At 64.5% G+C, this 14,968-nt stretch carries 13 protein-coding genes and 1 riboswitch; of the genes, 4 read left to right on the top strand and 9 right to left on the bottom strand.

Annotation, left to right across the window (positions count from 1 at the left end):
* Positions 1–42: 42 nt before the first annotated feature.
* The 7 genes from LB552_RS11515 to mtnK all read right to left on the bottom strand — a co-directional run bounded on the left by LB552_RS11515 (position 43) and on the right by mtnK (position 7,939).
* Positions 43–2,043, bottom strand: coding sequence for a protein-L-isoaspartate(D-aspartate) O-methyltransferase (locus LB552_RS11515; protein ID WP_224605472.1), 2,001 nt, complete (start codon positions 2,041–2,043; stop codon positions 43–45).
* Positions 2,044–2,143: 100 nt separating this feature from the next.
* Complete coding sequence (locus tag LB552_RS11510; protein WP_224605461.1) at positions 2,144–2,869, bottom strand: MgtC/SapB family protein; 726 nt, start codon at positions 2,867–2,869, stop codon at positions 2,144–2,146.
* A 107-nt stretch (positions 2,870–2,976) separates the two neighbouring features.
* On the bottom strand, positions 2,977–3,135 hold the full coding sequence (locus LB552_RS11505; RefSeq protein ID WP_140634712.1) for a peptide ABC transporter permease: 159 nt from the start codon (positions 3,133–3,135) through the stop codon (positions 2,977–2,979).
* Positions 3,136–3,281: 146 nt separating this feature from the next.
* Positions 3,282–4,346: a class II fructose-bisphosphate aldolase gene (gene fba / locus LB552_RS11500; RefSeq protein ID WP_140675387.1), complete on the bottom strand. Its 1,065-nt coding sequence runs from the start codon at positions 4,344–4,346 to the stop codon at positions 3,282–3,284.
* Positions 4,347–4,557: 211 nt separating this feature from the next.
* Positions 4,558–5,025 (bottom strand): 6,7-dimethyl-8-ribityllumazine synthase, encoded by a 468-nt coding sequence (locus LB552_RS11495; RefSeq protein ID WP_224605459.1) that lies wholly within the window; start codon positions 5,023–5,025, stop codon positions 4,558–4,560.
* 77 nt (positions 5,026–5,102) lie between these two features.
* Positions 5,103–5,249, bottom strand: a riboswitch (FMN riboswitch).
* A 330-nt stretch (positions 5,250–5,579) separates the two neighbouring features.
* Positions 5,580–6,674, bottom strand: coding sequence for an S-methyl-5-thioribose-1-phosphate isomerase (mtnA, locus tag LB552_RS11490; RefSeq protein ID WP_224605447.1), 1,095 nt, complete (start codon positions 6,672–6,674; stop codon positions 5,580–5,582).
* On the bottom strand, positions 6,671–7,939 hold the full coding sequence (mtnK, locus tag LB552_RS11485) for an S-methyl-5-thioribose kinase (protein WP_224605445.1): 1,269 nt from the start codon (positions 7,937–7,939) through the stop codon (positions 6,671–6,673). The genes mtnA and mtnK overlap by 4 nt, the downstream gene beginning before the upstream one ends.
* A gap of 136 nt (positions 7,940–8,075) precedes the next feature.
* Between mtnK and LB552_RS11480 the strand changes: the two genes are divergently transcribed.
* The 3 genes from LB552_RS11480 to LB552_RS11470 all read left to right on the top strand — a co-directional run bounded on the left by LB552_RS11480 (position 8,076) and on the right by LB552_RS11470 (position 11,747).
* A complete protein-coding gene (locus LB552_RS11480; RefSeq protein ID WP_224605443.1) occupies positions 8,076–9,587 on the top strand; it encodes a sugar ABC transporter ATP-binding protein in 1,512 nt (503 codons plus the stop codon).
* Positions 9,588–9,664: 77 nt separating this feature from the next.
* Positions 9,665–10,660 (top strand): ABC transporter permease, encoded by a 996-nt coding sequence (locus tag LB552_RS11475; protein ID WP_224517907.1) that lies wholly within the window; start codon positions 9,665–9,667, stop codon positions 10,658–10,660.
* A 34-nt stretch (positions 10,661–10,694) separates the two neighbouring features.
* The gene (locus LB552_RS11470; protein WP_140844255.1) at positions 10,695–11,747 is read left to right on the top strand and encodes a substrate-binding domain-containing protein; all 1,053 of its coding nucleotides are present in this window, start codon (positions 10,695–10,697) and stop codon (positions 11,745–11,747) included.
* A 74-nt stretch (positions 11,748–11,821) separates the two neighbouring features.
* Here LB552_RS11470 and LB552_RS11465 read toward each other — a convergent pair whose 3' ends face one another.
* Positions 11,822–12,061, bottom strand: a complete 240-nt coding sequence (locus tag LB552_RS11465) for a DUF1127 domain-containing protein (RefSeq protein ID WP_318012030.1) — start codon at positions 12,059–12,061, stop codon at positions 11,822–11,824.
* A gap of 259 nt (positions 12,062–12,320) precedes the next feature.
* On the opposite strand from LB552_RS11465, the gene LB552_RS11460 reads away from it, so the two are divergent.
* On the top strand, positions 12,321–13,826 hold the full coding sequence (locus tag LB552_RS11460) for a winged helix-turn-helix domain-containing tetratricopeptide repeat protein (protein WP_224605442.1): 1,506 nt from the start codon (positions 12,321–12,323) through the stop codon (positions 13,824–13,826).
* 54 nt (positions 13,827–13,880) lie between these two features.
* Here LB552_RS11460 and LB552_RS11455 read toward each other — a convergent pair whose 3' ends face one another.
* Positions 13,881–14,945, bottom strand: coding sequence for a D-alanine--D-alanine ligase family protein (locus LB552_RS11455; RefSeq protein WP_224601175.1), 1,065 nt, complete (start codon positions 14,943–14,945; stop codon positions 13,881–13,883).
* Positions 14,946–14,968 lie beyond the last annotated feature (23 nt).

Below are 14,968 nucleotides of genomic sequence, written 5' to 3'. Positions count from 1 at the left end.
GAGCGCGTTTGGCCGCCGCCCCGTTTCGAAACTCCGACTTCGTCAAAGTCCGAACGGATAGGTTTCGGGTACACCGGTCCTGGCATGCTCCGGCCCAAGCGGCGTCACCGCTTTCGTCTTGTCGAACCAGACGAAGGCGTCGAACTGCCTTGGCAGCGAGGCATCGGCATAGTGGCTGCGCAGTTCGGTTTCCGGCCTGTAGATCACGCCGATGAAGCGCTCCAGCCGCCGCTCCAGTAGGCGATGCCTCAGTGCGGCGTCGCGGTCCATATCGAGCAGGAACCGCGACACCCCGCTGTCGTGGCAGAGCCGTTCGTAGCTGTCCGCATGCGAAGGGCGCACCCGCATGACCTGCATCGGATCGTCCCAATCGGAAGCCGCGGCCACGGTTCCGGAATGGGTGCCGAAGCCGATCAGCGCCACTTGGTCGCCAAAGCGCTCGCGGCAGAGCTGGCCGATGTTCAACTCCTGCCTGATCGTTCCCATCTCGGTGAAACGGGCATCGCCGATATGCGAGTTGTGGGCCCAGACGACGGCCTTTGACTCCGAGCCGCGCGCCTCGAGTAGATGCTCTAGCGTCTCGAACATGTGCGTGTCGCGGAGATTCCAGGATTCCGCCCCGCCGTAATACATGATGCGATAGTAGCGTTCAGCAGCTGCGATCAGCCTTGCATTCTGCGTGGCATCGAGAAAGTCGGCGCCGTCCCGTCGAGCGTAGTCGAGCTGTCTTGCAAGCAGCTCCTGACATTGCTCCAGCACGGCTTGTTCGCATTTGCGATAGCCGGCGGTGAGCACGGCGCGCCCGTATGTGGAAGGCTCTTTCTGCCACGGGGTCAGGCAGCCATAGCGTTGCCGCGCTGCAGCGGCGGCTTCCGGATCGACCTGGTCGAGATAGCGCAGGACGGCCGCAATCGACGCGCTCATATTGTAGATATCGAGACCGTAAAAGCCGGCCCGGCGGTTAACATCGTCGAGGCCTCCATTGTGATCCCGCATCCAGCCGACGAATGCGTCGACATCGGTGTTGCGCCACATCCATGTGGGAAAGCGCTGGAATGGCGGCTCTGTGGCCGCGCGCGGCGGCCGATGGCGGACGTGGCGGTCAATGGCCGCGGCATCCGGCCAGTCCGCTTCAACCGCGACGATGCTGAAGCCATGCTTTTCGATGAGCCGACGCGTGATCGCGCTGCGCGCCCTGTAGAATTCGGAGGTGCCGTGACTGGCCTCGCCGAGAAGGACAACACGCCGGTCCGCGAAGCGGTCGAACAGATCGCCGAAGGCTGGGTCTTCGAAATCCGGCAGCGGCTCGGCGGCGGCCGCGATCATCTCCGGCAGGCTTCTTTCGCGCGGTTGCGGCGTAACCACCGCCGGTCGATCGTCTCCGTATCGAGGCCGTTCCGCCCAGCCTTCTTCGCCGATGAGCGGAACGAACTGCACGCCACCGAGGTCTTCCTCCTCGTAGGTCGTTGCGCCGGTTCGGGTGACCTTCAGCAGCCGCTGGTCGTCGACCTCCTTGCCGACGGGGATCACCAGACGGCCACCGACATCGAGCTGTTCCTGAAGCGCCAGCGGCGCGCCGGGACCGGCTGCGGCCACCAATATGGCATCGAACGGAGCGGCGTCGCTCCATCCCTTGGTGCCGTCGCCGGCGCGAACCTCGATATTGTCGTAACCGAGGCGTTCGAACCGCTGCCGGGCGATTTCGGCGAGCATCGCATGGCGCTCTATCGTGTAGACGCGGGCCGCAACACGACTCATCACCGCCGCCGCGTAACCCGAACCCGTGCCGACCTCGAGAACGCGGTCGCCAGGATCGATCTCGGCGGCTTCGATCATGTAGGCGACCATGAAGGGTTGCGAGATCGTCTGACCCTTGCCGATCGGCAGAGGGGTGTCCTCATAGGCGAATTCCTCGAAATCGGGATCGACAAAGGCCTCGCGTGGAACCTGCCGCATGGCCTCCAGGACCCGGCGGTCATGAATTCCACGCTGGGCGATCTGGACATCGACCATCCGGCCGCGTGTCAGAGAAAGTTCGGCCATCAATGCCTACCGATCATGGACAAGTACCATCTGCCCAGAACCATCTGCGGGCGGGAAAGTTTCATGTCCGGGACGATTTCAAGCATCCTCCGTTACGACACTAGAACGGCTTCTCGCTGATCACCTCGAAGCGCTCGACCGCGCAATGCTCGCTGACAAGCGTCAGCACGTCGGTCGAAGGTGGAATAGCGTCGGGCTGCTTCCACAGAATGTTGAAGGAATAAACAAAGCGCTCACGGTCTGCGTCGTGCTCCATGCCGACGAAGCGGGCACTGTAGCCAAGCGGCCGTACCATTTCCTCGAGGTCGGGCGGCGCGTTCTTCGGCCAGGAGACCGAAAGGATTGCCTTGTGGTCGCGCCGGATCTTGAGGTCGACCCATTTCAGCGCCTGCAGTGTCACCAGCGTCAGCACGGTTGCGATCGCGCCGAGGCCGTACTGACCGCCGCCGAAGGCAAGGCCGATCATGGTCATGATCCACATCGTGGCGGCGGTGGTGACGCCGGTGACCAGATCGCCGCGCCGCAAGATAGCGCCGCCGCCGATGAAGCCGACACCGGTGAGCACGCCGAGCGCAAGACGCATCACATCCATGCGCACGAAGGAATCTGGTCCTTTGCCCGAGACACCGAGCAGCATGTTGGCCTGGACCATTGCGACGCAGGCCGCAAGGCCGACCAGGATGGTCGTCCGCAACCCAGCGGAATGACCGCGGGCCTCGCGGTTCAGGCCAATGAGGAAGCCTGCAAGCACCGTGACCAGCAGCCGCGCGACGAGGTCCGGCCAGGTCGGATGAAGCGGCATGTCGCAGCAAAGCGGCGTGAGCATGGTCCGTCGGGGCAGCCTAAGCGCGCCCTCCGTTGCGTCTGGAATGCTCAACTAGGCTTGGCCGCTGATGGTTCCCTGGCCGCTACTCCATCATGCGCGAATCGCCCTCACCGGACGGCGATGCTCAGCACCAGCGCCAGCACGACGATGCCGACCAGCCCGGCGATGAAGATGATGCGACGGGTGCGCGTGCGCAGGATGATTTCGCCCTGTCGCGCGTCCTGCCCGGAAAACACCGGACCTTCACTGTCGCGGTCCTTGCTCATGGTTGTCTCCTTCCCTGTGAGCGGGCACGGGAGGCGTCAGAGCAGGAACCGTTTTGGCCGGCATGAAGTTCCGCCACGCGGATGCTGAGGCGAGGCCAGGGCCGGCTACCCGCGACCGGCTGAAAACCGGCCGCGGGAAAGTTGGCTCAGCCGAATTTCGGGTCGAGGCTGCCCGACTTGTAGCGCTTGGCCATGTCGGCCAGCGGGATCGGCTTGATCTTCGGCGCGTTGCCGGCGGTGCCGAACTGCTCGAAGCGCTCCTTGCAGAGCTTCTTCATCGCCGCCATAGCCGGCGTCAGATATTTGCGCGGATCGAACTCCGACGGGTTCTCGGTCAGCACCTTGCGGATCGCGCCGGTCAGCGCCATGCGGTTGTCGGTGTCGATGTTGATCTTGCGCACGCCATGCTTGATGCCGCGCTGGATCTCTTCCACCGGCACGCCCCAGGTCGGCTTCATCTGGCCGCCATATTTGTTGATGATCTCCTGCAAATCTTCGGGCACCGAGGACGAGCCGTGCATGACCAGATGCATGTTGGGCAGGCGGCGGTGGATCTCCTCGATCACGTTCATCGCCAGCACCGCGCCGTCCGGCTTGCGCGAGAATTTATAGGCGCCGTGGCTGGTGCCCATGGCGACGGCCAGCGCGTCGACATGCGTGTCGCGCACGAACTGCTCGGCCTGCACCGGGTCGGTCAAGAGCTGGTCGTGGCTGATCGCACCCTCGACGCCGTGGCCGTCTTCTTGCTCGCCGCCGCCGCTCTCCAGCGAGCCCAGCACGCCGATCTCGCCTTCCACCGAGACGCCACCCCAATGCGCCATGTCGACGACGCGGCGCGTGATGCCGGAATTGTAGGCGTAGTCAGCCGGCGACTTGCCGTCCTCCTTGAGCGAGCCGTCCATCATCACCGAGGTGAAGCCATACTGGATGGCGGTGACGCAGGTCGCTTCGTTGTTGCCGTGGTCGAGGTGCATGCAGACCGGGATGTCGGGATGGATCTCGACCAGCGCGTCGATCAGCTTGGCCAGCACCACGTCATTGGCATAGGCGCGCGCGCCGCGGCTGGCCTGCAGAATGACCGGCGATTTGGTCTCCTCCGCCGCCTCCATGATGGCGAGGCCCTGTTCCATATTGTTCATGTTGAAGGCAGGCACGCCATAGCCATGTTCGGCGGCATGGTCGAGCAATTGTCTCAGTGTGATGCGAGCCAACGAATAGTCTCCCGTATCTGGTTCGAGCCCGTGTTTGAAAAGGCCGCCCGGGCGGGCGGTCCATTGCTTCTGGCCGGATTTCGGAGCTACCGCAACCTTTCGGAGCCTTTTCGGCCGCAATTCTTGTTGCAGGGCTGAAATCCGGCCGCGGCCGGGCCTAAAGCGCGTCGCGCTGAAAAGGATTCAGGCTCCACGCTTTAGGTTTTTGCTTTCATGCGGCGATGCGTGAGCGCGCGGCGAGGATTTCGACGCAGGCCTTCGCCGCTTCCTTGCCCTTCACGGTGAAATGCTCATGGAAGAAGCGGTGATGCTCGGCGCTGTCATGGTAGTTGTGAGGCGTCAGCACGGCCGACAGCACCGGCACGCCGGTCGCGAGCTGCACATTCATCATCCCGTCGATGACCGCGCGCGCCACGAAGTCGTGCCGGTAGATGCCGCCATTGACGACGAAGGCGGTGCCGAGGATCGCCGCGTAGCGGCCGGTCTCGGCAAGCGTCTTGGCGTGCAGCGGAATCTCGTAAGCGCCCGGCACGTCGAAGACCTCGACGGCAAAGCCGCCGAGGGCGGCAAGCTCCGTCTCGAACGCCGTCACGCATTGGTCGACGATATCGGCATGCCAGCGCGCCCGGATGACGGCGACATGACGGACAGTATGGTCTTTAAGGAAATGCTGATTCATGGGTCCTTCCTTCCGTTTCGAACCAGAATCAGGACGCACGACGCAAAAACCCGGCCCGCGCCAGCGAGCCGTCTTGCGTACGTTCTCTTCCATCCGGACTGTAACCGTCGGCTCCGGAATCGCACCGGATCTGCTGACCTTTCCGTTTACGCGGAAAGCGCTCGCGGGCTTGGGTCGAAACCCTTACCGCCGGTGGGGACTTTCACCCCGCCCTGAGAACATTAACGCAGGTTTTATGAGAGAGCAGGGTGGCGCTGTCAATTGGCGACTAGCTAATCTCCCCCCTCGAGGCGGAGATGCCCGGCAGGGCAGAGGGGGCGCGAAAGATCGCGGCGGGACAGGATCAAGGTTCCTCGCCTCACGAATGTGGGGAGAGGTGGCTCGGCGAAGCCGAGACGGAGAGGGGAGCGCCCTACGAAGGCCCCTCTCCGTCCGCTTCGCGGCCACCTCTCCCCGCCTTTGGCGGGGCGAGGAACCCAAGCATAGATACGTCGGCGGACAGTGCCCCCACCTGTCCTGCCGGACATCTGCCCACGAGGGAAAAGATCAGCTAGTCACCCACGCTCCGGGAACATCGCTTTCAGCCCCTCGCGCGAGGCCTTCGCCACGCCGCGCTCTGTAATGAGCCCTGTCACCAGCCGCGCCGGCGTCACGTCGAAGGCTGGGTTCGCCGCCGGTGTCGCATCCGGTGAGACACGCACCTGCGCGACCTTTCCGTCGGCCGTCTTTCCCCAGACCAGCGATACCTCGTCGCCCGAGCGCTGCTCGATCGGGATTTCGGCGAGCCCGTCGGCCACGGTCCAGTCGATGGTGGGCGAGGGGAGCGCGACATAGAAGGGCACGTCGTTGTCGGCGGCCGCGAGCGCCTTGAGATAGGTGCCGATCTTGTTGCAGACATCGCCATCGGCCGTGGTGCGGTCGGTGCCGACGATCACCATGTCGATATCGCCGCGCTGCATCAGGTGGCCGCCGGCATTGTCGACGATCAGCGTGTGCGGCACGCCGTGCCCGGCCATCTCCCAGGCGGTCAGCTGGGCGCCTTGGTTGCGCGGCCTCGTCTCGTCGACATAGACATGCACCGGAATGCCGGCCTCGGTCGCCAGGTAGATCGGCGCGGTGGCGGTGCCGTAATCGACCGTCGCCAGCCAGCCGGCATTGCAATGGGTGAGAATGTTGACGCTCTCGCCCGGCTGCTTGCGTGCCGCAATCTCCTTGATGATCGCAAGCCCGTTTTCGCCGATGGCGCGGTTCAGCCCGACATCCTCGTCGGCGATCTCGGCGGCCCGCCTGTAGGCCGCTTCGGCACGCTCTGCAGGCGCGAGCGGCTTTAGGTGCCGGCGCATCTCGTCCAGAGCCCAGCGCAGATTGATGGCCGTCGGCCGTGTCTGGTGCAGCGTCTCCCACACCGCGTCGAGCGCTTCGTCCGACGGATCGTCTTTCATCTGGATGGCGACGCCATAGGCGGCGGTGACGCCGATCAGCGGCGCGCCGCGCACCCACATGTCGCGGATCGCGGTGGCGATGCCGGCGACGCTTCCGATCTTTTCGATGCGGAACTCATGCGGCAGCCACCGCTGGTCGATGATCTCGACCGAGCGCTTGTCGTCGCTGAGCCAGATGGTGCGATAGTGGCGTTCGCCGACGTTCAAAGGCTCTTCTCCTGTTCGATCAGCGCGGCCAGCTTATTGACCTCGTCGATGCTGTGGATCTGGCGCCGGTTGACGGCGATATGGCGGCCGAAGCGCAAAGCCTTGGCTTCACATCTGGCGCGCAGGTCTTGATCGGCAATGGTCTCGAAATCGGCATTGTGGGCGAGACCCAGGATGCGCCGGTGCACCTCGATGCCGGCAAAGCCGAGCAGGTCGGTCCAGATGGAATGCAGCATGTGGTCGAGCGCCTGCTCGGACCCGAGCAGGTCGCCCTGATCCTCGAACAGGCTCCGCTGGTAGAGCATGCCGCTGCGCTCGGTCCGCCACAGATGCGAGAACTCGGCGCGGAAGGTCGCCCAGGTCTCAGCCGTGACGCCGAGCAGATAGGCGCGCATGGAGTCGCGGCTGCCGTTCTCCTCGTGGCCGCGTTGCGAGAAGAAGGCCATCCAGAAATTGGCGAGCAGCATGCCGACGTCGAAGGCGATCGGGCCGTAGAAGGCGAATTCCGGATCGATCATCCGGGTCTCGCTGTCGGTCACCATGATCGAGCCGGAATGCAGGTCGCCATGCAGCAGCGTCTCGGCATTGGCGGCGAACAGATGCTTCAGCCGCTGCGCCTCGACCTTGAGATCGCGGTCGGCGCGCAGCTCAGCGACCAGGCCGTCGAGCTGCGGCGAGGTATGGCGGTTCATCTTGGCGTCGAAATAGGGGTCGGAGAACACCAGGTTCTCGGTGATGTCGCACAGCTCGACATTGTCGGCGAACAGCGCGAGATCGGCCTTGCGCTCCTTGGCTGCCATCGACAGGTCGGAGCCGCGGAACAGTGTGCGCGCCATGAACAGGCCGATGTCGCGTGCGATATTCGGCAATTCGCGGCCGTCGATCAGCGCCCGCCTGAGGATGATGTGCGGCGGCGCCAGATACTCCATCACGATCAGCGCCTGGCTCTCGTCAAAATGGTAGATCGCCGGCACCGAGCCGGGCGCACGGCGCTCCTGCCGGGTCAGAGCATGATATTCGAAGAAGGAGCGTTTTAAGGGCAGCGGCCAGCTGTCGCCGACCAGCCGCACATAGGGCAGCGCCTGCTTGACCACCGCCGCACCCTGGTCGCCTTCGACGATGAAGACGAGGTTCAGATTGCCGTCGCCAACCTCGCGTACCTTCCAGCGGCGAGTGTCCTTGCCGATGCGCGTCGTAAGCGCCGCGGTCTCGCCAAGGCGCTTCGGCAGCGCCTCCACCGACAATGCTTCGAACTTCCCGGTCATGCTCTCCCTCCTGCGCGTGGTTTCCGACGATAGCGGAGCCACGGCGGCGGGGCCAAGCTAGGAAGCGATCTGGCAAATGTCAATCGTGTTGACAATTGCCGGATGAGCCCATAGCGTCACCATCCGGGAGGAATGGATGGGCGCAGATGCCGTGTTCCATGTGGAGGGCCTGAGGAAATCCTTCGGCCAGAACGAGGTGCTTGGCGGCATCTCGCTCGACCTCTTTGCGGGCGAGGTGACCGTGCTCATGGGCGCCAACGGCGCTGGCAAATCCACCCTGGTCAAGATCATCAGCGGCGTCTACGAGCACGGCGCAGGCTCGATGCGGCTTGCCGGCAAGGCCTTCGACCCGCAGACACCCGCCGAAGCCATCCGCGCCGGTGTCGTCACCGTGCACCAGAACATCAATGACGGTGTGGTCGCCGACCTCGATGTCGCCACCAATCTGACGCTCGATCGGCTGAGCGGCAAAGGTGCGTCGTTGCTGTTCAAGCCTGCCAATGTCCGGGCTGAGGCGAGGGCGGTCGCCGACCGCATGGGGCTCGCCCTCGACCTCAAGGCGCGCGTCAGCGACTTGTCGTTGGCGGATCGGCAGATGGTGGCCATCGCCCGCGCCATGGCGCATAAGCCCAAGGTGCTGATCCTCGACGAGCCGACCTCCTCGCTGTCGAGCGCCGAGGCCGATCGGTTGTTCTCGCTGATCGACCGGCTGCGCGGCCAGGGCGTCGCCATCCTCTATATCTCGCACCGCATGTCCGACATCAGGCGGCTGGCCGACCGCATCGTGTCGATGCGCGACGGCGTCATCTCCGGCCTCTTCGATAACAAGCCGCTCGACTATGAGGGCGCGGTCAACGCCATGCTCGGCCGCAAGATCCATCTCGACAGGGTCGTTGCAAGAAGCTCGGACCGAGCCCTGTTCACCGCCGAGGGCCTGCGGCTGGCGCAAGGTTCGCGGCCGATCTCGATGACGCTCGGCGCCGGCGAGGTGGTGGCGATCACCGGCCTGGTCGGCGTCGGCAAGACGGCTTTGGCGGAAACGCTGTTCGGCGTGCGCCGGCCGCTCGCCGGCACCATGCACATGGACGGCAAGCCCTACGCGCCGGGCTCGGCGCGCGAGGCGATCGCCGCCGGCGTCTTCCTGGTCGCCAAGGACCGCGCCGCGAGCGGCATCGTCGGCGGCTTCAACATTGAACGCAACATCAGCCTGCCGTTCCTCAAGCGCATGTCGGGCTTCGGCGTCATGAAGAAGCGCGCCGAGCGGCTCGCCGCTCGCCGCCAAATCGACGAGCTGGGGATCGTCTGCCGCTCGGAGAAGGACGAGCTGTCGGCGCTCTCCGGCGGCAACCAGCAGAAGGTAATGGTGGCGCGCTGGATGTCGCAGGCCTCGCGCCTCTTCATCCTCGACGAGCCTTTCCAGGGTGTCGACATTTCGGCGCGTCGCGACATCGCCGCCAAGCTGAGGGCAAGCGCCGACGGCCGCGCGACGCTGATCTTCGTTACCGAGCTCGACGAGGCGCTGGAGACCGCCGACCGCATCCTGGTGATGTCGGAACACACGATCGTCGGCGAGCACCGCAACGATGACATCGATCTCGACCGGCTGCTGGCGGAAGTGGCCGGCGGACCGCTTCACAGCGCGGCGTGAGATCGCAGGATGATGAGACTCGGAGTGCAGGCATGAGTTCCAGTTTGGCGGGCAAGGCAACGGCGCGGGAGCGTTCGATGACATTGCGCGATTACGCCATCCGCTACGGCTTCATCGTCCTGCTGGTCGGGTTGATCGCCTATTTCGCGGTCGCCGCCGATGGTTTTGCGTCGCCGCAGAGCGCCGTCTTCATCTTCCAGTCGGTGGCCATCACCGGCGTGCTGGCGCTCGGCGTCACCGCGACGCTTGTCGTCGGCGGCTTCGATCTCTCGATCGGCTCGGTCGCCACAAGCGCCATGATGGCGGCCTCCTACGCCATGGTCGTGCTTGAGCAGAACGCGATCGTCGCGGTCATCGCCTGCCTTGTCATCGGCGTCATCGTCGGCCTGATCAATGGCTGGCTGATCGTCTATATGCGCGTGCCCGACCTGCTGGCCACGCTCGGCATGATGTTCCTGCTGCTCGGCCTGCAGCGCATTCCGACGGAAGGCCGCTCGATCGCCACCGGCATGACCATGCCCGACGGCTCGGTCGCCAACGGCAAGTTCTCCGAGGCGTTCCTGGCGCTCGGCCGCCACCGCATCGACTTCTTCATCCCAAACCTGATCCCTGTTTCGGTGGTCGTGCTCGTCGTGCTCGCGGCGCTGATCTGGTTCTTCCTCGAATACACCCGCTTCGGCCGCATGATGTATGCCGTCGGCAGCAATGAGAGGGCGGCCGAGCTCGCCGGCGCGCCTGTCAAGGCATACAAGATCTGGGCTTATGTGATTTCGGGAGTTTTTGCCTCGATCGGCGGGATTTTGCTCGCCGCCCGACTTGGACGCGGCGACATCGCCTCGGGTAATAATCTCTTGCTCGACGCAGTCGCGGCGGCGCTCATCGGCTACGCGGTGCTTGGCGCCGCCAAGCCCAACGCCTTCGGCACGGCTGTCGGCGCGGTGTTCGTCGGCGTCCTGCTGCAAGGCCTGACGATGATGAACGCCCCTTACTACACGCAGGATTTCGTCAAGGGCGCGGTGCTTGTCGTCGCCCTTGTCTTCACCTTCGCCCTTTCCGGCAGGGGCAAGAGATAGTTTCGACCGGGCATAACAAATGGAGGAAAACGAAGTGAGCATCACAAGAAGACTTTTGGGGAAGGCGGCACTCGGCCTCGCCGGTGCGGCGCTGCTGATGCAGGGAACGGCGCTTGCCGCGGACCGTCCGGCGCCGTTCGACAAGCCGGGCGTCAAGATCGCGCTGGTGCGCTATCTGTCGACCGGCGACTTCTTCCAGGCCTATCTCTCCGGCGTCGAGGCGCAGGCCAAGGCGCTCGGCGTCGACCTGCGCGTGCTGGATAGCCGCCAGGACGCAGCGCTCCAGGCCGATATGGTCGACCAGGCGATCGCGCTCGGCGTGCAGGGCATCATCATCCAGCACGGCCTGACGGAATCGATGAAGGACGCCGCCCAGCGCGCTGTCGATGCCGGCATCAAGGTCGTCGCCTTCGACGTCAATGTCGAGAACCCGAAGATCCCGCAGGTCGAGCAGTCCGACCGCGACTTGGCGAAGCTCGCGCTCGAGCAGGCGGTCAAGGACAATGGCGAGAGCTGGAAGGCCGGCTATGTCTATGTCGCCGGCATCGCTCCGCTCGACCGCCGCAACGAGACCTGGGTCGACGTGAAGAAGAAGTATTCGGGCATCAACGAGGTCGCCATGTTCGGCACGCTCGACAACCCGATCGCCAACTCCGTCGCCAACCAGGCGCGCTCGGTGCTGCAGGCGCATCCCGACATCAAGGTGATGTTCGCGCCCTATGACGAGTTCGCCAAGGGCGTGAAGATCGCCGTCGACGAGGCGGGCCTGAACAAGGGCATCAAGATCTATTCGGCCGATATCTCGACCTCGGACATCGCCGCTATGCGCGAGCCGGACAGCGCCTGGGCGGCGACCGCCGCCACCAACCCGGCCGTCGTCGGCCAGGTCTCGGTGCGCGCGCTGGCGCAGCTGCTCGCCGGCGAGGATCCCGGCCACAACGTCATCGTGCCGCCGACGCTGATCACCCAGAAGGAGCTGATCGACAAGGACATCAAGAACATGGAAGACCTGTCGGCCAAGCTGCCGCAGTTCGCCCATGCCGATGTTGCGATGCCGGCCTGGATGCCGAACCCAAACGCCAAGTAAGGTTCGGACGGTCGCAAATGAAGAGAGCGGTCCAATGGGCCGCTCTCTGCCTTTTCAGCCGGCTCAAGGCGGTTTTATCGCTGCCAGAAGGGCAGCTTGGCGATCTCCGCCTCGACCTCTTTCCTCGTCAGCCCGAGGTCGTCGATCAGATGCGGATTGTCCGTCGCCATGCGCTTGAGCTCGAAGCGGAAATGGGCCTGCTTGCGCCGCTCGGCGATAAGGCTGCGCAAGGCCGCCAGGCTGAAACGCCCGCGCCTTGAGCGCATTGCCGGCGCCGCCGCCAGACACGTAGAGGGCGTGAAGCTATCGTTCATGGCAACCTCCATCGAATGAGGGTTTTGAAACCCTCGACCTGATTGAGATTGCAGTGTGCCGCAGTCGGCCGGCGGCGTAATTAAGCCGTCCCAAATAGTTCTCAAAACTTCCAAATCGGTTAGAGCGTTTCACCGTTTCACGGAAACGGCGAACCGCTCTATCCCTTTGTTTTTACGCAATTCCGGACGGATGGTTACGGCGAAGTCGCCGAACTTAACCGCTTCACAATTTTCCTGGAATTGCTCTATAGATCGCCGCATGCAGGGATCGCGCTTCGCTTTCGGACCGTTCGTGCTTGATCCGGGCGCGGGAACGCTGCTCCGGGGCGATGTTCCCGTCGCAGCCGGCCATCGCGGGCTGAAGCTGCTGGAGGCGCTCGTCGCGCGTCCGGGCGAGATCCTGGCCAAGGCCGAGCTGATGGATGCGGCCTGGCCGGGCACCGCCGTCGAGGAAGGCAATCTCACCGTCCAGATCGCGCAGCTCAGGAAGCTGCTTGGTCCGGCGACCGGTGGCGGTGAATGGATCGCCACGGTGCCGCGCGTCGGCTACCGCTTCACCGGCACCGTCGAACGGCCCGATGCCCCACGCAAACCCTTGCCGCTGCCCGACAAGCCGTCGATTGCCGTGCTGCCCTTCGTCAATCTGAGCAGCGATCCCGAGCAGGACTCTTTCGCCGACGGCCTGACCGAAGACCTGATCACCGATCTCTCCCGAATCCCGGGCCTCTTCGTCATCGCGCGCAACTCGGTCTTTGCCTATAAGGGCAAGGCCATGGATGTGCGCGCCATCGCCGCGCAGCTCGGCGTACGATACCTGCTGGAAGGCAGCGCCAGGCGCGCCGCGGGGCGGGTGCGCATCAATGCCCAGTTGATCGATGCGCTGAGCGGCGAGCATCTCTGGGCGGAGCGTTTCGATCGCAGCCTTGAGGACATTTTCGCCGTTCAGGACGAAGCGACGGCCAAAATCGTCGAGGCGCTGCTCGGGCGGCTGCGCGCATTGCCGGAGCGCAACCGGCCGAAGAGCCTCGAAGCCTATGATCTCGTCGTGCGGGCGCGAAAACTGTTCGACGAGTCGCCGCAAATGGCGCGCGAAGCGCATCTGATGCTGACGCGCGCGGTCTCGCTCGATCCGGACTACGCCGAAGCCTATCGCTGGCTCGCGATGAACCATTGGATGGGCTGGGTGCATTGGGGCGAGCCGTTCGAGCCTGCCCGCAGCACGGCCCTGGAACTAGCGCGCAAGGCTGTGGCGATCGATCCCAACGATGCCGGTTGCCGCTGGGTTCTGGCGAACCTTCTTGCCTATGAACGCGATTTCGAACGGTCCGAGGCGGAATTCGCCAAGGCGATCGAGCTCGATCCGAACGAAGCCGACATTTGGGCGACATTGTCCGATATCGACGTGCTGGGCGGGCGGATAAGCGACGGCCTGGAGCACATCCGCAAGGCCTTCCGGCTCAACCCCTTTCCGCCGAGCTGGTATTATCTGACGCTCGGCCAGGCGCAATATGCGGCCCGTGACTATGAGGCCGCCGTCGAGACGCTGCGTCGCGACGAGACTTACCGCACGAGTTCGCGCCGCTTTCTGGCGGCAAGCCTGGCGCAGCTCGGCCGTCTCGACGAGGCGCGCACCGAGGTCGCGCTGTTCCTCGTCGGCAATCCGCATTTCTCCACGCGGCGCTGGGTCGAGACGGAGCCCTTTCGCGACGACGCGATGCTCGAGCATTTCGTCGACGGCTTCCGCATGGCCGGCCTGCCGGAGTGATGTGGCGACATGGCCAACTGGCCGCTGCCGGGATTTCGTATTCTTAGGTCTTTTTCACCGGCCGGCGCGCGCCAGCCCATGCGCCACCAGACGGTCGATGACCTCCGGATAGCTGACGCCGCTCGCCGCCATAGCCTTGGCATACATGCTGATGTTGGTGAAGCCGGGAATCGTGTTGAGCTCGTTGATCAGGAAATTCATGTCCGGCATCAGGAAAAAGTCGACGCGGGCCATGCCGTCGCAACCGAGCGCCCTGAACGCTCTTGCAGCCGCATCGCGCATGGCATCCTCGACCTCCTGCGGCAGCTCGGCTGGCACGATCAAGGCCGCGCCATTCTCGTCGATATATTTGGCGTTGTAGTTGTAGAAACCGTGGCTCTCCGCAGGCACGATCTCGCCCGGCCGCGAGACGAAGAGTTCGCCCGCGGGACTCTCCAGGACGCTGTATTCGATCTCGCGGCCACGGACGAATTCCTCTGCCAGCAGCTTGCGATCGTGCTGGAATGCTTCCTCGAGCGCCCGATCGAATTCTTGGCTGGCATTGACCTTCGCGACGCCGACCGACGAGCCCTGCCGCGCCGGCTTGATGAACAGCGGCAGGCCGAGTTGGTCTTCCAGTTCGGCGAGCGAAGGCGCGGCACCTTCACCGATCGTCACCGAGCGCGCCACAGGCAGTCCGGCCGCTTTCAGCAGCCGCTTGGCGACGTCCTTGTCGAGGGCCGCGGCGGAACCCAATATGCCGCAACCGGCGAGCGGCACGCGTGCCACCTCGGCCAGGCCCTGCACCGCGCCGTCCTCGCCATGCAGGCCGTGCAGCACCGGAAACAGGATATCGATGGCGAGCAGTTCGTGAGGCACGCCGCCGGCGGGGATCGCCAGCATCCGTCCATGGCCGCCCGGCACCAGGCAGAGCTGCGTGCCGGCCGACGGCGCCGCCAGCGCGCCGTCCTCGAAACGGCTCAGCAGCCATTGCCCTTCGCGGGTGACGAAGATCGGCACGGCGTCGTATTTCGCGGGCTCCAAAGCAGCCATGACGTTGGTTGCCGAAAGCAGCGATACCTCATGCTCGGCGGAGCGCCCGCCGAACAGCACGCCGATACGAAGTTTTTTCGCCGCCATCTGGAGCTCCACCAATGATCAGG

The organism is Mesorhizobium sp. CA7, assembly GCF_020165015.1.
Lineage (GTDB): Bacteria > Pseudomonadota > Alphaproteobacteria > Rhizobiales > Rhizobiaceae > Mesorhizobium.
This window is presented reverse-complemented; position numbering and strand designations above follow the sequence as displayed.

Coding starts and splice junctions, on each gene's coding strand:
- mtnK (WP_224605445.1), bottom strand. CDS start 7,939: ATGACCGGGAAGTTCGAAGCATTGTCGGTGGAGGCGCTGCCGAAGCGC.
- LB552_RS11475 (WP_224517907.1), top strand. CDS start 9,665: ATGACATTGCGCGATTACGCCATCCGCTACGGCTTCATCGTCCTGCTG.
- LB552_RS11455 (WP_224601175.1), bottom strand. CDS start 14,945: ATGGCGGCGAAAAAACTTCGTATCGGCGTGCTGTTCGGCGGGCGCTCC.
- LB552_RS11460 (WP_224605442.1), top strand. CDS start 12,321: ATGCAGGGATCGCGCTTCGCTTTCGGACCGTTCGTGCTTGATCCGGGC.
- LB552_RS11510 (WP_224605461.1), bottom strand. CDS start 2,869: ATGCTCACGCCGCTTTGCTGCGACATGCCGCTTCATCCGACCTGGCCG.
- LB552_RS11495 (WP_224605459.1), bottom strand. CDS start 5,025: ATGAATCAGCATTTCCTTAAAGACCATACTGTCCGTCATGTCGCCGTC.
- LB552_RS11480 (WP_224605443.1), top strand. CDS start 8,076: ATGGGCGCAGATGCCGTGTTCCATGTGGAGGGCCTGAGGAAATCCTTC.
- LB552_RS11515 (WP_224605472.1), bottom strand. CDS start 2,043: ATGGCCGAACTTTCTCTGACACGCGGCCGGATGGTCGATGTCCAGATC.
- LB552_RS11465 (WP_318012030.1), bottom strand. CDS start 12,061: ATGAACGATAGCTTCACGCCCTCTACGTGTCTGGCGGCGGCGCCGGCA.
- LB552_RS11505 (WP_140634712.1), bottom strand. CDS start 3,135: ATGAGCAAGGACCGCGACAGTGAAGGTCCGGTGTTTTCCGGGCAGGAC.